Annotated in this window: 19 protein-coding genes and 2 pseudogenes; 5 read left to right on the top strand and 16 right to left on the bottom strand. The window is 61.6% G+C overall.

The features are described 5' to 3' along the window. Positions 1 to 4 precede the first annotated feature (4 nt). Entirely contained in the window at positions 5 to 1105 is a 1101-nt protein-coding gene (locus PSH87_RS06370) for an efflux RND transporter periplasmic adaptor subunit (RefSeq protein WP_305432910.1), read from the bottom strand. A gap of 93 nt (positions 1106 to 1198) precedes the next feature. Between PSH87_RS06370 and PSH87_RS06365 the strand changes: the two genes are divergently transcribed. Next, on the top strand, positions 1199 to 1834 hold the full coding sequence (locus PSH87_RS06365) for a TetR/AcrR family transcriptional regulator (protein ID WP_305432909.1): 636 nt from the start codon (positions 1199 to 1201) through the stop codon (positions 1832 to 1834). Between the two features lie 123 nt (positions 1835 to 1957). Here the strand turns inward: PSH87_RS06365 and PSH87_RS06360 are convergent, their stop codons facing one another. Then, the gene (locus PSH87_RS06360) at positions 1958 to 2740 is read right to left on the bottom strand and encodes a class I SAM-dependent methyltransferase (protein WP_305432908.1); all 783 of its coding nucleotides are present in this window, start codon (positions 2738 to 2740) and stop codon (positions 1958 to 1960) included. A gap of 96 nt (positions 2741 to 2836) precedes the next feature. Here PSH87_RS06360 and PSH87_RS06355 point away from each other — a divergent pair, with 96 nt between their 5' ends. Beyond that, on the top strand, positions 2837 to 3457 hold the full coding sequence (locus PSH87_RS06355; protein WP_305432907.1) for an energy transducer TonB: 621 nt from the start codon (positions 2837 to 2839) through the stop codon (positions 3455 to 3457). A gap of 1 nt (position 3458) precedes the next feature. On the opposite strand, the gene PSH87_RS06350 is transcribed toward PSH87_RS06355, so the two are convergent. From PSH87_RS06350 to ppc, 6 genes and pseudogenes are all read right to left on the bottom strand, one after another. Then, entirely contained in the window at positions 3459 to 4286 is an 828-nt protein-coding gene (locus tag PSH87_RS06350; protein WP_305432906.1) for an oxaloacetate decarboxylase, read from the bottom strand. A 34-nt stretch (positions 4287 to 4320) separates the two neighbouring features. Then, positions 4321 to 5176: pseudogene (locus PSH87_RS06345) on the bottom strand (DUF72 domain-containing protein); the annotation flags it as partial. Then, positions 5176 to 5466, bottom strand: coding sequence for a hypothetical protein (locus tag PSH87_RS06340; protein WP_017738316.1), 291 nt, complete (start codon positions 5464 to 5466; stop codon positions 5176 to 5178). The gene PSH87_RS06340 and the pseudogene PSH87_RS06345, both read right to left, overlap by 1 nt. Positions 5467 to 5626: 160 nt before the next feature. Then, positions 5627 to 6313 (bottom strand): tRNA (adenosine(37)-N6)-threonylcarbamoyltransferase complex dimerization subunit type 1 TsaB, encoded by a 687-nt coding sequence (tsaB, locus tag PSH87_RS06335; RefSeq protein WP_305432905.1) that lies wholly within the window; start codon positions 6311 to 6313, stop codon positions 5627 to 5629. A gap of 90 nt (positions 6314 to 6403) precedes the next feature. Beyond that, positions 6404 to 7051 carry an adenylate kinase gene (gene adk, locus PSH87_RS06330; RefSeq protein ID WP_017738318.1) on the bottom strand — a complete coding sequence of 216 codons (648 nt, stop codon included), beginning with the start codon at positions 7049 to 7051 and terminating at the stop codon, positions 6404 to 6406. Positions 7052 to 7330: 279 nt separating this feature from the next. Beyond that, positions 7331 to 9958 (bottom strand): phosphoenolpyruvate carboxylase, encoded by a 2628-nt coding sequence (gene ppc / locus PSH87_RS06325; protein ID WP_305432904.1) that lies wholly within the window; start codon positions 9956 to 9958, stop codon positions 7331 to 7333. A 183-nt stretch (positions 9959 to 10141) separates the two neighbouring features. Between ppc and PSH87_RS06320 the strand changes: the two genes are divergently transcribed. The 3 genes and pseudogenes from PSH87_RS06320 to PSH87_RS06310 all read left to right on the top strand — a co-directional run bounded on the left by PSH87_RS06320 (position 10142) and on the right by PSH87_RS06310 (position 12025). Further along, complete coding sequence (locus PSH87_RS06320; protein ID WP_305432903.1) at positions 10142 to 10486, top strand: pilin assembly protein; 345 nt, start codon at positions 10142 to 10144, stop codon at positions 10484 to 10486. A gap of 270 nt (positions 10487 to 10756) precedes the next feature. Then, positions 10757 to 11182 (top strand): DUF4398 domain-containing protein, encoded by a 426-nt coding sequence (locus PSH87_RS06315; protein ID WP_017738321.1) that lies wholly within the window; start codon positions 10757 to 10759, stop codon positions 11180 to 11182. A 56-nt stretch (positions 11183 to 11238) separates the two neighbouring features. Next, positions 11239 to 12025 (top strand): annotated as a pseudogene (locus tag PSH87_RS06310) (OmpA family protein). A gap of 46 nt (positions 12026 to 12071) precedes the next feature. Here the strand turns inward: PSH87_RS06310 and PSH87_RS06305 are convergent. The 8 genes from PSH87_RS06305 to PSH87_RS06270 form a co-directional block, all read right to left on the bottom strand. Beyond that, positions 12072 to 12329, bottom strand: coding sequence for a hypothetical protein (locus PSH87_RS06305; protein WP_305432902.1), 258 nt, complete (start codon positions 12327 to 12329; stop codon positions 12072 to 12074). A 99-nt stretch (positions 12330 to 12428) separates the two neighbouring features. Next, positions 12429 to 12755, bottom strand: a complete 327-nt coding sequence (locus PSH87_RS06300) for a hypothetical protein (protein ID WP_017738324.1) — start codon at positions 12753 to 12755, stop codon at positions 12429 to 12431. Further along, complete coding sequence (locus PSH87_RS06295; protein WP_305432901.1) at positions 12752 to 13657, bottom strand: alpha/beta hydrolase; 906 nt, start codon at positions 13655 to 13657, stop codon at positions 12752 to 12754. The genes PSH87_RS06300 and PSH87_RS06295 overlap by 4 nt, the downstream gene beginning before the upstream one ends. Positions 13658 to 13871: 214 nt before the next feature. Beyond that, positions 13872 to 15149 carry a flavohemoglobin expression-modulating QEGLA motif protein gene (locus tag PSH87_RS06290; protein ID WP_017738326.1) on the bottom strand — a complete coding sequence of 426 codons (1278 nt, stop codon included), beginning with the start codon at positions 15147 to 15149 and terminating at the stop codon, positions 13872 to 13874. A 43-nt stretch (positions 15150 to 15192) separates the two neighbouring features. After that, entirely contained in the window at positions 15193 to 15909 is a 717-nt protein-coding gene (locus tag PSH87_RS06285; protein ID WP_026136994.1) for a TetR/AcrR family transcriptional regulator, read from the bottom strand. Positions 15910 to 16015: 106 nt separating this feature from the next. Next, positions 16016 to 17518 carry a lysine--tRNA ligase gene (lysS, locus tag PSH87_RS06280; protein WP_017738328.1) on the bottom strand — a complete coding sequence of 501 codons (1503 nt, stop codon included), beginning with the start codon at positions 17516 to 17518 and terminating at the stop codon, positions 16016 to 16018. 32 nt (positions 17519 to 17550) lie between these two features. Continuing rightward, positions 17551 to 18646, bottom strand: a protein-coding gene (gene prfB / locus PSH87_RS06275; protein ID WP_100215725.1) for a peptide chain release factor 2 whose coding sequence is annotated in 2 segments (ribosomal slippage) — positions 17551 to 18573 and positions 18575 to 18646 — 1095 coding nt in all. Because the reading frame shifts where the segments join, the coding sequence is not laid out codon by codon here. A gap of 853 nt (positions 18647 to 19499) precedes the next feature. Beyond that, the gene (locus PSH87_RS06270; RefSeq protein ID WP_017738220.1) at positions 19500 to 20501 is read right to left on the bottom strand and encodes a diguanylate cyclase; all 1002 of its coding nucleotides are present in this window, start codon (positions 20499 to 20501) and stop codon (positions 19500 to 19502) included. Positions 20502 to 20545 lie beyond the last annotated feature (44 nt).

The following is a 20545-nucleotide window of genomic DNA, read 5'->3' as shown; positions in this document are numbered from 1 at the left end:
GGGACTACTCCTTGGCCGCCAGATTCACCACCCGGTTGGAACGATCCACCGGGCGCACTTGCTGGCCCTCATGGAGCACATGCACACCCGCGGCGATCACCCAGTCCGTGGGGCTCAGGCCTTCCAGCACCGGCACGCTTTTCTCGCCGAAGGCGCCGATGCGTACCGGCGTGCGCTTAAGGGTGTTGTCCGCCTGTACACGCCAGACGTAGGAATCGCCATTTTCTGCACTGAGGGCAGACAGCGGCACCGACAGGGGAATCACGCCGTCGGCCTGTATGAAAACACGAGCGCTTTGCCCCAGTTCAGCGGGGACCTTGCCACCGGTGAACGCCACGCGTGCGGCAAAGGTGCGGGATTTTGGATCAGCGGCCGGCGACAGTTCACGAATACGCCCGGCAAAACGCTGGTCAGGCTGGCTCCACAACTCGACGGACACCGGCTGGCCGATCTTGAACCGACCGAAGCCTTGCTCCGGCAGGCTGATCAACACTTCGCGCTCGCCATCGGTGGCCAGGGTGAATACGGTCTGGCCGGCAGACACCACTTGGCCCACTTCCACCGCACGCTTGGCGACGACGCCGTCCTGCGGTGCGCGCAACGTGGCATACCCGGCCTGGTTGCTCGACACGTCGAACTCGGCCTTGATCTGCTTGAGGCGTGCTTCGCCGGATCGGTAGAGGTTTTCCGAATTGTCGTACTGCGAACGGCTGACCATCTGACGGTCCATCAGGGTCTTGTAGCGGTCGCGCTCGGCGCGCACCAGGCTCAGGTTGGCCTCGGCGGCGGCCACTTGGGCGCGGGTGGCCTCCAGTTGCAGGCGCACGTCTTGCGGGTCCAGCTCGGCCAAAGGCTGGTTGGCCTTGACCCGCTCGCCCTCCTCCACCAGGCGCTTGCTGACTTTGCCGCCAATGCGAAAGGCCAGGTCCGGCTCATAGCGCGCACGTACTTCGCCGGGGTAGCTGTCAGTCGCCTGCGCCGAAGGCTGCGGTTGCACCACCATGGCCGGGCGGATAACGGTCTGGGGGGCTTCCTCGTGACCGCAGGCGGCCAGCAGGAAAGCCAAGCTGACAGGCAACGCAAGGGGCAGGAAAGTACTGCGCATGCTGAAGGACCTTTCGCAAATGGAGCTAGGAATAATTATACTGGCCGGTATGTTATTAATACCAAACTCACCAGTCCAGTATTAAAGGTGAAAATGTCCGACAATCCTCTCAACACCAATAGCCCCGGGCGTCCCAAGGACATGGCAAAACGCCAGGCTATCCTCGAAGCCGCGAAAATCCTGTTTTTGAGCAATGGCTACGCCAGTACCAGCATGGACGCGGTAGCACTGGAAGCCGGCGTGTCGAAGCTGACCGTCTACAGCCACTTCACCGACAAAGAGACCTTGTTCACCGCCGCCGTGGTGGCGACGTGCGAGGAACAACTGCCGGTGATGTACTTCGAGCTGCCCGCCGACATGCCCGTGGAGACGGTGTTGCTGAATATTGCGCGGGGGTTCCATCGGCTGATCAACAGCGAGGAATCGGTGAACCTGCATCGCCTGATGATGACCACCGGCAATCAGGACGTGAAACTCTCGCAGATCTTTTTCGAGGCGGGGCCGATGCGCATGCTGCAAGGCATGGAGCGCCTGTTGAGCAAGATCGACCAGAGCGGTGCGCTGAGCATCGACAAACCGTTTACGGCGGCCGAGCACTTCTTTTGCCTGCTCAAGGGCACGGCGAATTTCTGCTTGCTGTATGGCTGTGGCGGGCCGTTGAGTGAAGAAGCCGCCGAGGCGCATGTGCAGGATGTGGTGGGGTTGTTTATGCGCGCTTATCGGACCTGAGGCCTTGTGTTGCCGGGGCTGGCGCTATCGCAGGCAAGCCAGCTCCCACATGTTGATTTGTGAATACTTTCAAATGTGGGAGCTGGCTTGCCTGCGATGAGGCCCTGAAGGCCACTGAAAAACTCAGCCCTTGAGCGCCTTCTTCGGATAAATATCATACCGGCTGGACTTGCCATCCAACGCATGGCTCGGCTTGGGCCCCTCGATGCACGGCGCCTTGCGCGGCCGTTTCACCACCACCCGGTGGCTGGCCAGGGCCAGCGCCGCAGCGAGCAAGGCCGGGGCATCCGGGTCATCGCCGACCAACGGCCGGAACAGGCGCATTTCCTTCTTCACCAGGGCCGTTTTCTCACGGTGCGGGAACATCGGGTCGAGGTAGATCACCTGCGGCGGCTCGCCCTCCCAGTTGCGCATTACGTCGATGGAATTGCCCTTGAGCAGTTTCATGCGCGCCACGATCGGCGCCACTTCAAAATCATCCGCACCGCGTGCCAGGCCGTCTTCGAGCAAGGCGCCGATCAGCGGCTGGCGCTCGATCAGGCTCATGTCGCAGCCCAGGCTGGCCAGCACGAACGCGTCCTTGCCCAGCCCAGCCGTCGCGTCCAGCACCCGTGGTCGCACGCCTTGGGCGATGCCCACGGCCTTGGCAATCATCTGCCCGCTGCCGCCGCCGTATAAACGCCGGTGTGCCGCGCCGCCTTCGACGAAATCCACGCGCACCGCCCCTGGCGCGTCAGGCCCGAGCTGTTGCAGCTGTAGGCCTTGCTCGCCGACCTGCAGGGAAAAATCCGCATCCGCCAGTTGCAAAGGCAGGTCAAGCCGGGCCGCCCATTGTTCGGCCAGGGCCTGGAAACCCTCGGCCAAGGCCTCGACCCGGATGCGGCTGGCCGCTGGTTGTTCGCTCATCAATCGCTACGCTCAAAAATATTAAGGATCGGCAAACAACGGCCGATAAAACCAACAGTCAGGTATTTTGCCAGAGCTGAGCGTCGACCGAGAAAAATGTCAGACATTCTTCCCCAAACCATCGGTGTACTGCCGACCCACAACCACTACGGCCTGCGCAATACCCAAGCGCTGGCCGGGGTGAGTCATGTGTGGCAGGACTTCTTCGCCCGGGCGTTGGCCGAGCAGCTCGGCGGCACGCCGGACGCGCTCGCCGCCCAGGCGCCGGAACCGCTGGACCCGGAAGTTGAACCCCGCGCTGGCGCCGACTTGCTGTCACAGATCCTCACCCAGCGTGAGTGCGACGTGAAAGACACCGAGATCGCCCCGCCTGAGCCGCTGTTCCTGCCGATCGCCGAGTTCGAGACCGAATTGCTGCCACCGGCGGCCACACCGTTCCCGGACGACGAAATCGTCGCCCAACAGCGCCGGCAGAATTTCGACAGTGGCTGGGTCCGTCCGATCGTACTGACTGCTGGCCAACCGTTGCCGGAACCAGGCCCTGCGCCCGAACCGCGCCCCCTGCACCTGCCCATCGCCGAGTTCGAACTGGACCTGCTGCCACCCGCCGCCACGCCGTACCCGGACGAAGAACTGGTGGAGCAACAGAAGGCCCTGGACTTCGACTACTATTGGGCGCGCCCGCTGGTCACGCAGAACCTGCGCCTGGCCGCCTGACTCAGTCCTTGAAAAAGGCGTTGGCCTGGCTGAACGGCATCTTGCGTTCGGTGAAGGTAAACGTCCCCAACTCCACCACTTCCTGCGCCGCCCGATAGAACTCGCCATACGCCGCCAAGGCCAGGGCCGAGCCGACGCTGATGCGCCGCACGCCCATCTCGCTCAACTGCGCGACGCTCAGGTTCAAACCGCCGGACATCAACACATTCACCGGCTTGGGCGCGACGGCCTTGACCACCGCCAGCACTTCCTCGGCACTGCGCAAGGCCGGCGCGTAGAGCACGTCGGCGCCGGCTTCGGCGTAGGCTTGCAGGCGGCGGATGGTGTCAGGCAAATCCAGGCGGCCATGCAGGAGGTTTTCTGCGCGGGCGGTCAGGGTAAAGGGAAATGGCAGGCTGCGGGCGGCGGCAACGGCGGCTTCCACGCGTTCTACTGACAAGTCGAAGGGATAGATCGGGTCAACCGCAATGCCGGTGGCATCTTCGATGGAGCCACCGACGATACCGCTGGCCGCCGCGCGCAGGAGGGTCTGGGCGCAGCCTTCGGGGGTGTCGCTAAAGCCGTTTTCCAGGTCCGCCGCCACCGGTAACGCGGTCGCCTGCACGATGGCGCTGGCATTGCTCAAGGTGTCTTCCAGGGACAACGCGCCTTCCGCATCCGGCCGACCAAGGCTGAATGCATAGCCGGCACTGGTGGTGGCCAGGGCTTCAAAGCCGAGGCTGGCGAGCATGATCGCGGAGCCGGCATCCCACGGATTGGGCATCACGAAGGCACGATCACGCTCATGCAGGGCCTTGAAGGTTTCGGCGCGAAGGGTTTGGGCATCCATGTCTGGCTCCTGGCGAAAAAAGGAGCCTTAGAGTAACCCCCAGTTGTTCCACAGCGGGCGCTCGATTCAGGGTCGGCAGCGGCGGTAATCCGGGCAGGCGTGCCATCAGTTGATCATGGAAGCGCAGGGCCAGTTGCGCTGCCAGGCGGTTGTCCGAGGTATGCAGGAACACGTAGGGCGTGCGGCCCTCTTCGATCCAGTCGGCGACTTTGGCGACCCACGGGACCAGGAACGGATCGTTGGCTTCCAGCTCGGGATGGCCGATAAATCGCACCTGGGGAAACAGCGTCAGCGCGGCCGGACGTGGCGGCACCTTGGGTTTTTTCGCCTGGGCATGCAGCACTGCTGCCGAGGTCGACGTGCAACTGAACAGCGCCCGCGGGTCCAGGCAGATGCGCTCAACGCCCCGGTCACGCAATAGCCCGGTTGAGCATGCGCTCGGCGTCGCCCTTGGCGAAGAACTCGGGATGGCGCACTTCCACCGCCAGCGGGCGCTCCAGGCCGTCGATAAACCCCGCCAACTCGGCGAGCCGCTGCGGTGAGAACGTCGCCGACAATTGCAGCCACATCGGCGACACACGCTCACCCAGCGGGCTCATCAAGCCGACAAAGCTCTCCGCGGCCGGCAATTGCTCACGCAAGTCGCCGCCATGGCTGATATCACCCGGGAATTTCGCCGTGAAGCGAAAATCCTTGGGCATGACCTCGGCCCAGCGCTGCACCGTGGCGGCTGAGGGGCGCGCATAAAACGTGGTGTTGCCTTCAACGGCGTTGAAGACCTGGGAATAGAGGGAGAGGTAATCGCTGGAACGCGCATCGGCCGGGTACAGGTACTCGCGCCAGGCGTTTTCACTCCAGGACGGGCAACCGATGAAATAAGGCAGGCGCATCAGATGTGGATGTCGAGACCCAGCACTTCCATATCCCATTCGACAAAGCCGGCGGTGGTCAGGTAGCTGGCCAGGGCGGTGGCAACGCTTTTGCTCATGGAGCGGGGGAAGACCATGTCTTGCTGACGGGCGGGAAGACCGCTGATACGGGCTTGGGCGTTGGCCTGCGCATCGGCCTGGACTTCGATGAAGTCCGGCGAATCCTCGACAGCGTCGTCCACCGTCGCATTGGCCTTACGCGGCTTGCGCTTGATTGGGTAGGACTGTGAGGAAAAGCCATCAATACGCATGGGCGCGAACTCGCTATCAGTAATGGCATTTTAGTGGCGCAATCCGTAGCGCGCAAATGCTCTGGTGATAACTAGAACACATAATTTGAAAAAGGTTTAAAAGCCGGGGCAAATTCTGACGATTGGCGATTTTCGCCGGAAAATGCCCACACTTTTGACGTCAAATAATCCCGCGTTCGGCCTTGGTCTGCGCAACCTTATCGCGCAGGTAAACCGGCGCCGCCTGGTCGGCGGGAATCCCTTCGCCACGCTCGAAAGCAAAGCGTGCCAAGGTCAGCAGGTCTTCGGCGTGAGGCAACATGGCCCGATCCTGGCCCACCAACTGCACACCGATGCGCTCGCCATAACCCCAGCCGGTGCCCGCACCGAACCAGTCACCGCTGGCATCCTGCGGTAATACCGACGCCTCTGGTGGCTGCACGGCTTCAACGCCCACCAGGCGCATCTCCCCCGCTGTCTCGCGGTAGCAGCCCCAATAGACTTCGTCCATGCGCGCATCGATGGCCGCGGCCACCTGCCGGGCGCCATGCTCGCGCAAGGCGCGCTGGGCCAGCACGGCGAGGTTGGACACCGGCAACACCGGGCGCTCCAGGGCAAACGCCAGGCCCTGCACCACGCCAATGGCAATGCGCACACCGGTAAACGCGCCGGGGCCACGGCCGAAGGCGATGGCATCGACCGCCGCCAGGGTGGTGCCGGCGTCTTCCAGCAGTTGCTTGATCATTGGCAACAGCTTCTGCGCATGCAGGCGCGGGATCACCTCGTAGTGGCTCGTAACCTTGCCATCGTGCAGCAGGGCAACGGAGCAAGCTTCAGTCGCGGTGTCCAGGGCCAGCAGGGTGCTCATCGGTGTGGGTGTCCAAGTCGAAAAAAAGTGCGCCAGTATAAACAACAACGGCCCGCAAGCGGGCCGTTATAGGTGAAGCAAATCGAGGGATCAGCTCAGTGCTTGCAGCACTTTGGCCGTGATCGCCTCGACCGAGCCAACACCTGGGATGTGGCTGTACTTCGGCTTGCCTTGGGCAGCCGACAGCTTCTGGTAGAAATCCACCAGCGGCTTGGTCTGGGAGTGGTAGACCGACAGGCGATGACGCACGGTTTCTTCGGTGTCGTCTTTGCGCTGCACCAGCTCTTCGCCGGTCACATCGTCCTTGCCTTCAACCTTTGGCGGGTTGTAGATCGTGTGGTACACGCGGCCCGAGGCTTCGTGAACGCGACGGCCGGCAATACGCTGGACGATTTCTTCGTCTTCAACCGCGATTTCAACCACTGCGTCCAGCTCGACGCCCGCCTTCACCAGGGCTTCAGCCTGGGGAATGGTGCGTGGGAAGCCGTCGAACAGGAAGCCGTTCTTGCAGTCTTCCTGGCTGATGCGTTCCTTGACCAGGTTGATGATCAAGTCATCGGACACCAGACCACCGCTGTCCATCACGCTCTTGGCGATCAGGCCCAGCTCGGTGCCGGCCTTGACCGCTGCACGCAGCATGTCGCCGGTGGAGATTTGTGGAATGCCGAATTTTTCAGTGATGAACTTTGCCTGAGTACCTTTACCGGCCCCGGGAGCTCCCAGCAGAATGACGCGCATTGATGTGCTCCTCAATTTTTTATAGAGATGATGCTCGGATTCGCCGCGTGGGGCCAATCGCGTAAAAATAGGATTCGGGCCGCCCAAACGGCCAAAGGCTGATCAAGATACACAGCGGGCCGTCACCATACAAGCCGCCAAAAGTCGCAGGAACCCGCGCAGGGCATGCGTCATAGGTAGGGTGTGCCCGGGTGCAACCCGCCGCCACAAACGCCGACCGCCCATTTGCGGGCGGCCGCCGTGGTTTATCTGCAAGCCGTTGAGAACACTTGGAAAACCTTAGCCGGTGTTGCGCAAACCGGCGGCAATACCGGCCACGGACACCAGCAGCGCCTGTTCCAGAGGGCTGTCCTGCGCCGCCTCTTGTTGGCGCGAACGTGCCAGCAACTCGGCCTGCAACAGGTGCAAGGGGTCGAGGTAGGTGTTGCGCAGGCGGATAAACTCCAGGGTGTCAGGGCTATGGGCCAGCAGTTGCGACTGGCCAGTCAGGCCAAGCACCACGCTGCATGCCTGCGACAATAGGTCGCGTAAGTGCGCACCCAATGGCAACAGGTCTGGCTGCACCAGGCGCTCGTCATACAGCCGGGCGATGTCCGCATCGGCCTTGGCCAGGACCATTTCCAGCATGTCGATGCGGGTGCGGAAGAACGGCCACTGCTCGCGCATCTGCCCCAGCAGCTCCCCTTCGCCACGCTCCAGCGCCTTGCTCAGCGCGGCTTCCCAGCCAAGCCAGGCGGGCAGCATCAGGCGGGTTTGGGTCCAACCAAAGATCCATGGGATCGCGCGCAGGCTTTCAATGCCCCCCGCACGGCGCTTGGCCGGGCGACTGCCCAGGGGCAAGCGGCCCAGCTCCTGCTCCGGGGTGGACTGGCGGAAGTACTCGACGAACTGCGGATTTTCCCGCACCACGGCGCGGTAGGCGCTGACACCGTCTGCCGCCAATTCGTCCATCAAATGGCGCCAGGCCGGCTCCGGTGGCGGCGGTGGCAGCAAGGTCGCTTCCAGCACCGCTGCCAGATAGAGATTGAGGTTTTGCTCGGCGATGTCCGGCAGGCCGAATTTGAAGCGGATCATTTCGCCTTGTTCGGTGGTGCGGAAGCGCCCTGCCACCGAGCCTGGCGGCTGCGACAGGATCGCCGCGTGGGCCGGGCCGCCGCCACGCCCCACGGTGCCACCGCGACCGTGGAACAACAGCAGTTCCACCTGCTGCTCGCGGCAGATGTCCACCAAGCGCTCCTGTGCGCGGTATTGCGCCCAGGCGGCGGCGGTGGTGCCGGCGTCCTTGGCCGAGTCGGAGTAGCCGATCATCACTTCCTGCGGGCCTTGCAGCCGCGCGCGATAGCCTGGCAGCAGTAACAGGCGCTCGATCACCGGGCCGGCGTTATCCAGGTCGGCCAGGGTTTCGAACAGCGGCACCACACGCATCGGCCGCTGCACGCCCGACTCCTTGAGCAGCAGTTGCACGGCGAGCACGTCCGACGCAGCGCCGGCCATGGAGATGACATAGGAGCCCAACGAAGCAGCAGGCGCGGCGGCAATTTCCTTACAGGTATTCAAGACTTCGGCGGTGTCCGCCGACGGTTTGAAATAGCCCGGCAGCAACGGTCGACGGTTACTCAGCTCCTCTGTCAGGAAGCTGATGCGCGCGTCTTCGTCCCAGTCCTCATAACGGCCCAGGCCAAGGTAATCGGTGATTTCGGTCATGGCCGCCGAATGGCGACTGGAGTCCTGGCGCACATCCAGGCGCACCAGGAACAAGCCAAAGGTCACGGCGCGGCGCAGGCAATCGAGCAGCGGGCCGTCGGCAATCACACCCATGCCGCATTCGTGCAGCGACTGATAGCACAGCTCCAGCGGGTCGAGCAGGTCACGGTTGTTCTGCAGGACCTCGACGGGCGCCGGGGTGGCGGCGGTCAATGACGCGTGGGCCCATTGCCGCGTTGCACGCAGGCGTTCGCGCAACTGTTTAAGCAACGCGCGATACGGCTCGACGCTGTCGCCAACCTTGGCCTGCAACGCCGGGCTGGCCTGCTGCATCGACAGCTCCGAGGCCAGGTGGTCTATGTCGCGCAGGTACAGGTCCGCCGCCATCCAGCGTGCCAACAACAGCACTTCGCGGGTCACCGGCGCGGTGACGTTCGGGTTGCCGTCGCGGTCGCCGCCCATCCAGGAAGCAAAGCGAATCGGCGCGGCTTCGAGGGGCAGGCGCAGGCCGGTAGCGGCATGCAGGGCCTGGTCGGCCTTGCGCAGGTAATTGGGGATGGCGTGCCACAGCGAATGTTCAATCACCGCGAAGCCCCACTTGGCTTCGTCGACAGGTGTGGGGCGCACGCGGCGGATTTCTTCGGTGTGCCAGGCCTCGGCGATCAGCCGTTGCAGGCGCTCGCGGATCTGCTGGCGCTCGGCCGTGGTGAGGTCGCGGTGATCCTGCAACGCCAATTGTGCGGCAATCGCATCGTATTTCTGGATCAGCGTACGGCGCGCCACCTCGGTAGGGTGGGCGGTAAGGACCAGCTCGATCTCCAGCCGCGCCAGTTGGCGGGCCAGGGATTCATTGCTGTGGCCTTCGCTTTGCAGGCGCGCCAGCAACTCGGGCAGCACGCGGGCTTCGAACGGCGCCGGCTGCGACTCATCGCGCCGGTGAATCAGTTGGTACTGCTCGGCGATATTGGCCAGGTTGAGGAACTGGTTGAAGGCCCGGGCCACCGGCAGCAACTCGTCTTCCTGCAACTGGTTGAGGCTCGCGCTCAATTCATCGCCAGCGCCACGCCGGTCGGCCTTGGCGCCTTTGCGGATCTGCTCGATCTTGTCGAGAAAACCGTCGCCGTACTGCTCTCGAATGGTATTGCCCAACAGTTCACCCAGCAGGTGAACGTCCTCACGCAAGCGTGCATCGATATCACTCATCAGCCAATCTCCAGCAGGAATCCGGGACGCGCAGGTCTGCCAGAGTGCCGTCAGCATCCATTTCTGACAAGACTTTAAACCTTGTGGGATGCAGCTAGTCTCAACACTGAGCCGGCGCGTTTATCCACGCGCGCGGCTGGTCACTCATCACCGCCTGCTATCGCGGGCTTTATTGAGGTTGCCATGAAAATTCGAGAACTGGCCCAGCATTGGGAAGAGAACGCCAAGGGTCGCTTGACCAAGACCGAGTACGCGATCCATCTGGATATGGAGTCCGCCGCACGGCTGGCGGCCATCACCGAGATGTACCCCAAGCGCCACCCTGAAGAATTGCTGGGCGAACTGATCGGCGCCGCCCTTGAAGAGCTGGAAGCGAGCTTTCCCTACATCAAGGGCCAGCAGGTGATTGCCACCGATGAAGAGGGCGACCCGTTGTACGAAGACGTCGGCCCTACTCCGCGCTTCCTCACGCTGTCGCGCCGCTATCTGCATGATTTGTCAGCGGGTGCCGACGAACAGAAACACTGACACCTTGCGGTAAACCCCTTGTATTCCGGGCCTCTCGCAGGCCCGGCGTACCCCTGCGCAACGCAGAAGTTCCAAGTTTTTTCGCTGACCGATCAGTCAGATATTTTTTTAGGCAAATCGCCATCTTCTCTGAACTATTCAAAAACGCCTCCGGTCACAGCCAGTAAGCCATCACTTGGAACGGCCGTTTGAATAGGCGTCACGTGCCTTACCCGCCGGGCCCGCAACCGACCTCCCAGGATGGATTTTAAGTTTTTCAGGAGTTATCCAATGGAGTTGAAGACGATGAAGACCAGCACTGCCAAATCCTCGTTTAACCACCTGCGCGGGCTTAAATTGGCCGCGCTGGCAATCGGTACCAGCTTCGTTCTCGCGGGCTGCGCCGGCAACCCGCCGACCGAGCAATATGCGGTGACCCAGTCTGCCGTGAACAGCGCGGTCAGCGCTGGCGGTACCGAGTACGCCGCCGTGGAAATGAAGTCGGCCCAGGACAAGCTCAAGCAAGCCGAAATTGCCATGCACGACAAGAACTACGATGAAGCCCGTCGCCTGGCCGAACAAGCTGAATGGGACGCTCGCGTGGCCGAGCGCAAAGCCCAGGCCGCCAAGGCTGAACAGGCTGTGAAGGACTCCCAGAAAGCTGTTCAGGAGCTGCGTCAGGAAGGCATGCGCCCGGCTGTGATCAAACAGCCATAAGCCGCCGCCACCCGATTGCATTGCACCCGATATCGAATTGAAAGGACGACACGACTATGCGTAAACAATTGATGATCCCTGCCCTGCTGGCGATGAGCGTTGCCCTGGCGGCCTGCTCCACCCCGCCGAACGCGAACCTGGAAAACGCACGGACCAACTTCTCGGCCCTGCAAACCAACCCGCAAGCCACCAAGCTCGCGGCGCTGGAAACCAAGGACGCCAGCGAATGGCTGGACAAGGCCGACAAGGCCTACCGCGACAAGGAAGACCAGAAGAAGGTCGACCAGTTGGCCTACCTGACCAACCAGCGCGTTGAAGTGGCCAAGGACACCATCGTCCTGCGCGAATCCGAAGCCAAGCTGAAAAACGCCGGCGACGACCGTGCCCGCGCCCTGCTGGAAGCCCGTGACGCACAGATCAAGCAACTGCAAGACAGCCTGAACGCCAAGCAAACCGATCGCGGTACGCTGGTGACCTTTGGTGACGTGCTGTTCGCCACCAACAAGTCCGACCTGAAATCCAGCGGCCTGGTGAATATCACCAAGCTGGCGCAGTTCCTGCGCGACAACCCGGACCGTAAAGTGATCGTCGAAGGCTACACCGACAGCACCGGTTCGGATGCGTACAACCAAGAGCCTGTCCGAGCGCCGCGCGGCTTCGGTACAACGTGCACTGGCACAACAGGGCGTGGATATTTCGCGCATCGTGACCCAGGGTTACGGCAAGGAATACCCGGTGGCCGACAATGGCAGCGTGTCGGGCCGTGCCATGAATCGCCGGGTTGAAGTGACCATTTCCAACGACAACCAGCCGGTCAAGCCACGGTCCGCCGTCGCTAACTGATCGAGCGCTGTAAAAAAACCCGCCTGATCCGGCGGGTTTTTTCTATTTAGCCAAAGTTGACAGCGCCCTGGTTTGGTTCAGGCATCTGGATTTGCGGGCCTTGTGCCTGGGCTTGAGGGTCGCCCCCAGAAGTACCACCACCCGCACCACCGGCACCGCTACCACGTTGAGCGCCGCCTACGCTGGCCATCAACTCCTCCAGCAGTTTTTTCAACATCTCCTTGTCCACTTGCCCTTGCTGGCCACCTATCTGGTCCATGCTGCCGACCATATTGCCGCCCATGCCGTTGATACCTGAAAGCATATTCACACTCCATACGTTCACAATTGGGTAAGTTGTGTCTCAACTTTGCCGACACACCCATCAGTGGTCTCGTACAGAATATGGTTCCTTCCGGTCGGGTTACTGCTGCAATTGCGGCGTTTCCTGACCCATGCAGCGCACTGCCTGCTTCTTGTTGTTCACCAGCACGCCACTGAGACCTTTCTGCTCGGTATCGAACATCACCAGCACGCCATCCACGCACTGCGCCACTTGTGCGGCCGGCGTCAGGGAAATCTTGTAATCCTCCCCCGGCACGGTCTTGAGCATGGTGAAGTCGCTGAGCAGCAGCGCATCTTCGGGCTTGGCGAAGTGCAGGTAACCGTAGAACCACAGGCAGCCGACGGTGCCGATAATGGTGCCGATGCCGGTGAGGATCAGCGGGATCATGTTGCGTTCTTCGCTCATTGCGGGCTCTCTGATGAATCAACTTTGGGAAGGGGATAATTCGGGATTTCGCCCAGGCGACGCAGGCCGTTGAAGTGCTGGGGGTCGTCCAGATAGCGCAGCATCACGGTTTGCCAGGTCTTGTCGGCAAAGGTCTGCACGTGGCCGCCACGGGTCAGTTGCAACACCCTCGGCGGTGGCGCCGCTTGATACAGGCGCAAAACGTTGGCCACCGGCACAATCGGGTCATCCAGGCTGTGGAACAGCAGTTTCGGCACGCCGGTCAGCTTCGGCATGGCCTGGATTGCACTGTCGGCGTCCGGCACCAGCCACGACAAAGGCACCTGCAACGGCCATGTTAACCAGGAGGTGCTCAGGGCGAATTGTCCTACGTCACGATAACTGGCGGGCACGCCATCCAGGACCAGCGCCTTGAGTTGCGGCTGACGCTCCGGGTGGGCCGCCAGGTAATGCACCGCCAGCGCACCGCCGAGGCTTTGGCCGAGGACGATCAAGGGTTGGTGTTGGGTTTCGGGCGCCTTGTCGAGCCAGCTGAAGGCGGCGTCGATGTCTTGGTAAACCGCCGGCAGCGACGGCTTGCCTTCGGACAGGCCATAACCGCGATAGTCCAGCAGCAACACCTGATAACCCTGCTCTGGCAACCACCAGCTACCGCCCAGGTGCCAGGCCAGGTTGCCGCCGTTGCCATGCAGATGCAGCACGGTGCCCTTGACCGGCACGCCGGGTTTGGCGGGCAGCCACCAGGCGTGGAGTTTTACCCCGTCGGCGGTGGTGAGGGTGATGTCACGGTAAGCCAGGCGGGCTTTTTCCGGCGTGAACGGCAGGCCGGGCTCGGGGTAGAACAGCAGGGAGCTGCAGCCGTTCAAGGTCAGTAGCAGGCACAGAATGCCGAGGATTCTCATCCGTTGAAGCCTCCAGGTGGCGCAGAGCGCCAAGGGCTGCATTCCCACGCAGAGCGTGGGAACGATCGATCTCTCAAGAACAAATGAGATCAACTGTGGGAGCTGGCTTGCCTGCGATAGCAATCTTTCAGTTGAAACAGCTGTGACTGATACACCGCTATCGCAGGCAAGCCAGCTCCCACATTTTTTGATCCGGTTTCTTCAGGAACATCCGTCAGAGGATATTCGAGTAATCCGCCTCGATCCGATCCAGGCTCAAGTGGTTGAGGAAGTTGGAGAAGCACATCCACGCCGCCAGCGCGTTCATGTCGCGGAACTGCTCCGGCAAATACTTCGGCGGCACCACCAAACCTTCGTCCACCAATTGGCGCAGGGTGCGCATGTCTTCCAGGGTGGTCTTGCCGCAGAACAGCAGCGGCACTTGTTCCAGCTTGCCTTTGCGCACGGCCAGCTGGATATAGTTGTAGACCATGATAAAGCCCTTGAGGTAGGACAGATCCTTGGTAAACGGCAGACCCGTCGGCACCGAGCCACGGAATACGCGACTGGCGTTGCCGTAGCTTTCGGCCATTTCAAAGCCTTGCTCACGGAAGAACTCGAACACCTGCAGGAAGTCGGCGCCCTCCTCCACCATATGGATGGCACGGGTGCGGTTGGTCAACTTGCGCAAGCGGCTGGGGTAGGAGGCGAAGGTGATGATCTCCATCAGGATCGCCAGGCCTTCCTGGGTCACGGTGGACGACGGCGGGCCCTTGGACAGGAAGGTGCAGATCGGCTGGTTCTGGCCGTTGAGGGTGGTGCCGACGTGCACCAGGCCTTCATGGACTTCCAGGGCGCGCACGTCGCGGTCGTTGAACATCGCGTCGGCGCGGATCTTGATGTAGTCGGCACCCGCCGCCGCGTCGGCGACGATACCGTCGGACTCGAACACGCGGATGGTTTCCTCGGCCTCGCCAAACACCTTGTTCAGGCGGGTTTGCAGCAGGGCGACGGCGTCCTTGGCGGTGAGGGTCTTGGCCTCGTCCTTCAGGTCGCCACGGCCGTCGATATTGTTCAGGTAGTCGGAGAGCATCAGGCCGAGGTCGGCGAGGGTCGGGTCGCCGGCGTGGAACGCATCGGAGGCGGCGCCGTAGAGTTCCTGGGAGATCAGGCCGAAGTCTTCGGTGCCCCGCGCTTCGAGCATGCGTACCACCATGCGGTATTCGCGGCACATGCGACGCATGATCTGCCCCACCGGGCTGAACTGGCCGAGGCGCCGGGTGATGTCGCGCTCGATGTTCTGGAACTCCAGCTTGACCGCGCTGGAATCGAACGACAGCGGTCGGTTGAGGTAATAGTCACGGCTGACGGCCGGCATTTCCTTGCCCTTGGCCTTGAGGAAACCCTGGCGAATGCTGTCGTCCCACTTCACGGCGTCGAGGACGCGAATCGGTGTTTGCGCCAGCACAATGCGATCAGACAAGGTGCGTATCGTCTGCTGGTAATCGTCCACCTGGAACTTCCTCTTTAAACGTTATGTGCCCCAGCAGCCTACGTCAGACCGACGCCAACACCAAATGCATGTAGCGCTTGAGGATTTCAAGCATCTCTTCACCGGTCAGGCTGTCTGCGCTGCCGAGCAGGCCCTGATACTCCATCCGACCGATGATGGCCGTCAACACCTTGGCGTCCTGCTGCGGCTCGCGCGAACCCAGCACCTGGAAAAACTGCCCGGTGCCCTGCAACAGGATCTGCTGGTGGGAGCGCACCAGTTCGGCCAGGCGCGGGTTCAACAAGGCTTCCTGGCGAAACGCCTGCTCGGCCATCAGGTGTTCACGGCGGTTGGTCAGTTGGCGCATCACGTAGTCGGCCGTCAGCCGGGCGATGTCATCGGCCAGTTGCGAGCGCGACTGCGGGCTGCCATCGCCATAAGCGACCATCTCCCGCAGCAAGCCTTCGTTGCGCACCCACAGCTTGCCCATGAACGCCGCACTGCGTTCGACGTATTGGGCGAAGGTATCGGTGAGCAGGTCATCGATATCCTTGAAATAGTAGGTGGTGGCCGACAGCGGCACGCCCGCCTCCGCCGCCACCGCGCGATGGCGTACGCCACGTACGCCGTCCCGCACGACGATGCGCATGGCCGCATCGAGAATATCTTGCCGGCGCTGCTCGCTGCCCCGGCGACTGGCCTTGCGGCCCTGGTACTGGACACTTTCCGCCACGGCAGCAGCAATGCCGGCGGCGCCTTCTTGAGCCATAACGCGGTTCACCACATACATCCTTGAATAGATCAAAACCTGGCGCTATTTGCTTGACGCTTAAATACGCCACATAAAAAAGCCGCCTTATAAAAGGCGGCTTCGGATTTCGCTTCGCTTACGCTTGTGGCCGCATGTGCGGGAACAAGATCACATCGCGGATCGACGGCGAGTTGGTCAACAACATCACCAGGCGGTCGATGCCGATACCTTCACCAGCGGTCGGCGGCATGCCGTACTCCAGGGCGCGAACGAAGTCTGCATCGTAGTGCATGGCTTCGTCGTCGCCGGCGTCCTTGTCAGCCACCTGGGCCATGAAGCGCTCGGCCTGGTCTTCCGCGTCATTCAACTCGGAGTAGGCGTTGGCGATTTCACGGCCGCCGATGAACAGCTCGAAACGGTCAGTGACGTTCGGGTTGTCATCGTTGCGACGGGCCAGCGGCGACACTTCGAACGGGTACTGGGTAATGAAGTGCGGCTGTTCCAGCTTGTGCTCCACCAGTTCTTCGAAAATCATCACCTGCAGCTTGCCCAGGCCTTCGAAGCCGAGCACCTTGGCCCCGGCTTTCTTGGCGATGGCGCGGGCCTTGTCGATGTCGGTCAGGTCGTCAGCGGTCAGCTCAGGGTTGTACTTGAGGATCGAATCGAACACCGACAGGCGCACGAACGGCTCGCCGAAGTGGAACACCTTGTCGCCGTACGGCACGTCGGTGCTGCCCAGGACCAGCTGCGCCAGCTCGCGGAACAGTTCTTCGGTGAGGTCCATGTTGTCTTCGTAGTCGGCGTAGGCCTGGTAGAACTCCAACATGGTGAATTCTGGGTTGTGACGGGTCGAAACGCCTTCGTTACGGAAGTTGCGGTTGATCTCGAACACTTTCTCGAAGCCGCCGACAACGAGGCGCTTGAGGTACAGCTCCGGCGCGATACGCAGGAACATTTCCATGTCCAGCGCGTTGTGGTGGGTTTCGAACGGCTTGGCCGCGGCACCACCGGGGATGGTTTGCAGCATCGGCGTTTCGACTTCGAGGAAGTCACGCGCCATCAGGAAGCTGCGGATGTGCGCGATCACTTGCGAACGCACACGGAAGGTGTGGCGCACGTCTTCGTTGACGATCAGGTCAACGTAGCGCTGGCGGTAGCGTTGTTCGGTGTCAGTCAGGCCGTGGTGCTTGTCGGGCAGTGGGCGCAGGGATTTGGTCAGCAGGCGCACGTTGGTCATTTCAACGTACAGGTCGCCCTTGCCCGAACGGGCCAGGGTGCCCTCGGCAGCAATGATGTCGCCCATGTCCCAGGTTTTCACCGCGGCCAGGGTTTCTTCCGACAGGGTTTTACGGTTGACGTAGACCTGGATGCGCCCGGTCATGTCCTGGATCACCATGAACGAACCACGGTTGAGCATGATGCGACCTGCCACCTTGACCGGGATCGCAGCCTCTGCCAGCTCTTCCTTGGTCTTGTCGGCGTATTGCTTCTGCAACGCATCGCAGTAGTTTTCGCGACGGAAGTCGTTGGGGAAGGCATTGCCCTTGGCGCGCTCGGCAGCAAGCTTTTCCTTGCGCAGGGCGATCAGGGAGTTTTCTTCCTGTTGCAGGGCTTGCGGGTCGAGTTGTTGGTCGCTCATGTCTTTAAATCATCCATCACAGAATTAGGGTGTTACAGGCCTGATTTCAGGCTCGCTTCCAGATACTCGTCGATGTCGCCATCGAGCACCTTGTCGCAGTCGCTGCGTTCGATGTTGGTGCGCAGATCCTTGATCCGCGACGCATCGAGCACATAGGAACGGATCTGGTGACCCCAGCCGATGTCCGACTTGGTGTCTTCCAGCGCCTGGGAAGCGGCGTTGCGCTTCTGCATTTCCTGCTCGTACAACTTGGCCCGCAGCATTTTCATGGCGGTGTCTTTGTTGGCGTGCTGGGAACGTTCGTTCTGGCAGCTGACCACAGTGTTGGTCGGTACGTGGGTGATACGTACGGCCGAGTCGGTGGTGTTTACGTGCTGGCCACCGGCACCGGAGGAGCGGTAGGTGTCGATGCGCAGGTCGGCCGGGTTGATCTCGATCTCGACCTTGTCGTCGATCTCTGGCGAGACGAACACCGCGCTGAACGAGGTGTGGCGACGGTTGCCGGAGTCGAACGGGCTCTTGCGCACCAGGCGGTGCACGCCGATCTCGGTCCGCAACCAGCCAAAGGCGTATTCACCCTTGATATGCACGGTCGCGCCCTTGATACCGGCGACTTCACCGGCGGACAGTTCCATGATGGTCGCTTCGAAACCGCGCTTGTCGGCCCAGCGCAGGTACATGCGCAGCAGGATGTTGGCCCAGTCCTGGGCCTCGGTGCCACCGGAACCGGCCTGGATATCCAGGTAGGCGTTGTTCGGGTCCATCTCGTGGCTGAACATGCGGCGGAATTCGAGTTTGGCGAGGTTTTCCTCGAGACGGGCCAGCTCGGCGACGACATCGCCCACTGCGCCTTCGTCGTTTTCTTCGACGGCCATGTCCAGCAGGTCACGGCAATCGGCCAGACCGGTGTTCAGTTCGTCGAGGGTATCGACGATCTGCGCCAGCGCAGCGCGCTCGCGGCCCAGTTCCTGGGCGTATTCAGGTTTGTTCCAGACAGCAGGATCTTCAAGCTCGCGATTGACTTCGGTCAGACGCTCATGCTTTTGATCGTAGTCAAAGATACCCCCGAATAGTTTCGGAGCGCTCGGACAGGTCCTTGATGGTGTTAAGGATCGGGTTGATTTCCATGGCGGGCAGCACTCGTTGGCGAACTTTTGAAAGCCGGCGAGTATAACGGCAAACGGGGGGGAGCAGCAGTCCGCTGGGCGAAAAGGCTCGGAGTTGGTGGTGTGTATATCCGTTATTTAGGTAACGGCTACTGATGGTTCCGCCCTTACGGCGGCTCACTTTGGAAAAGCCCCAAAGTAAGCAAAGGGCTCTTGCCCCAACACTCGGTGCCTCGCCTAGGCTCGGCATGCCCGTAATCCGACATGGATTTGGGGGGCCGCCGCCACGCGCCATCCATGGCGCGGGGCGGCTAAACCGGCATCCCTGCCGGTTTACCCCCCAAATCCATGCCGAATTCCGGCCAGCGTGTTTAACGGGGCGCCTAAGATCAAAATCAAAAACAAAGCACGGCGGCCTAGTAGCCGACCGAGTCTCTGAAGCTGGCGCGTTCCCCTGTGGGAGCTGGCTTGCCTGCGATGGCTTCAACTGGGTTTGCCTGATGTACCGAGGTGTCTGCATCGCAGGCAAGCCAGCTCCCACAGTTGAGCGGTGAACGGCACAAAGAATCGGTCGGCTCTAAGGCCGCCGCGCTCTGGCTTTTGATCTGGGGTCGCCCCGTCAAACACGCTGGCCGAACGCAGGCTTGAATCCGTGGGCAACCCGGCAGGACGCCGGGTTAGCCGCCCCGCGCCATGGATGGCGCGTGGCGGCGGCCCACGGATTCAAGCCGGAGTGAGGGCACACCGAGCCTAGGCGAGGTGCCGAGTGTTGGGGCGAAGGCCTTTTGCTTACTTTTGGGCCTTTCCAAAAGTGAGCCGCTGTAAGAGCGGAACCATAAGTAGCCGTTACCTAAATAACGGATATGTACCCAACCCTACTCAATCCCAACTTGATTCCGCCCATTATGCTTGGCGGTGTAAAGCCCCTTATCCGCCGCCAATATCAGCTGCCGACAATCCGTCCCCTGCTGCGGCGTCACCGTAGACAAACCGATACTGATCGTCAGGCTAGCCCCCTCAGCCGGCGCAATATGCGGAATCTTCAACGCCGCCACCGCCATACGCAGCTTCTCCGCCACCAACCGCGCCCCACCCGGCGAAGTATTCGGCAGCACCAGCGCAAACTCCTCACCGCCATAACGCGCCGGCAAATCCGAAGGCCGGCTGCTGGCATCACGGATAGTCGCCGCCACTTTGCGCAGAGCTTCATCCCCTTCAACATGACCAAAGCTATCGTTGTAGGTCTTGAAGAAATCCACATCGATCATCAGCAACGACAACTGCGTCTGATCACGCATAGCCCGGCGCCATTCCAGCTCCAGGTATTCGTCGAAGTGCCGTCGATTGGACAGCCCGGTCAGCCCATCGGAGTTCATCAAGCGTTGCAGCACCAGGTTGGTATCAAGCAACTGTTGCTGGCTGACCCGCAGCGCGCGATACGCCGCATCCCGCTGCAACAGGGTCATATAGGAGCGCGAGTGATAGCGGATACGCGCCACCAGCTCGATATTGTCCGGCAGCTTGACCAGGTAATCGTTGGCCCCCGCAGAGAACGCCGCGCTCTTGATCAGCGGGTCCTCCTTGGTGGAAAGCACGATGATCGGGATATTCGCCGTAGCCGGGTGGTTGCGGTACTCACGCACCAGGGTCAGGCCGTCAAGGCCAGGCATCACCAGGTCTTGCAGGATCACCGTCGGCTTGATACGGATCGCCTGGGCAATCGCCTGGTGCGGGTCGGCGCAGAAATGGAAGTCGATGTTTTCTTCATGGGACAAGCCACGCCGTACGGCTTCACCGATCATGGCCTGGTCATCGACCAGCAACACCATGGCGGCGTTTTCGTCGGTCTTGATGTCGTCGATCTGTAAATCATTCATGTGCAGTCACCTGAATTACTACCTGCAAGCCAGCACCGCCGGGG

This window comes from Pseudomonas sp. FP453 (assembly GCF_030687495.1).
GTDB lineage: Bacteria > Pseudomonadota > Gammaproteobacteria > Pseudomonadales > Pseudomonadaceae > Aquipseudomonas.
The sequence above is the reverse complement of the archived record's forward strand: the minus strand, read 5'-3'. Positions and strand labels throughout refer to the sequence as shown.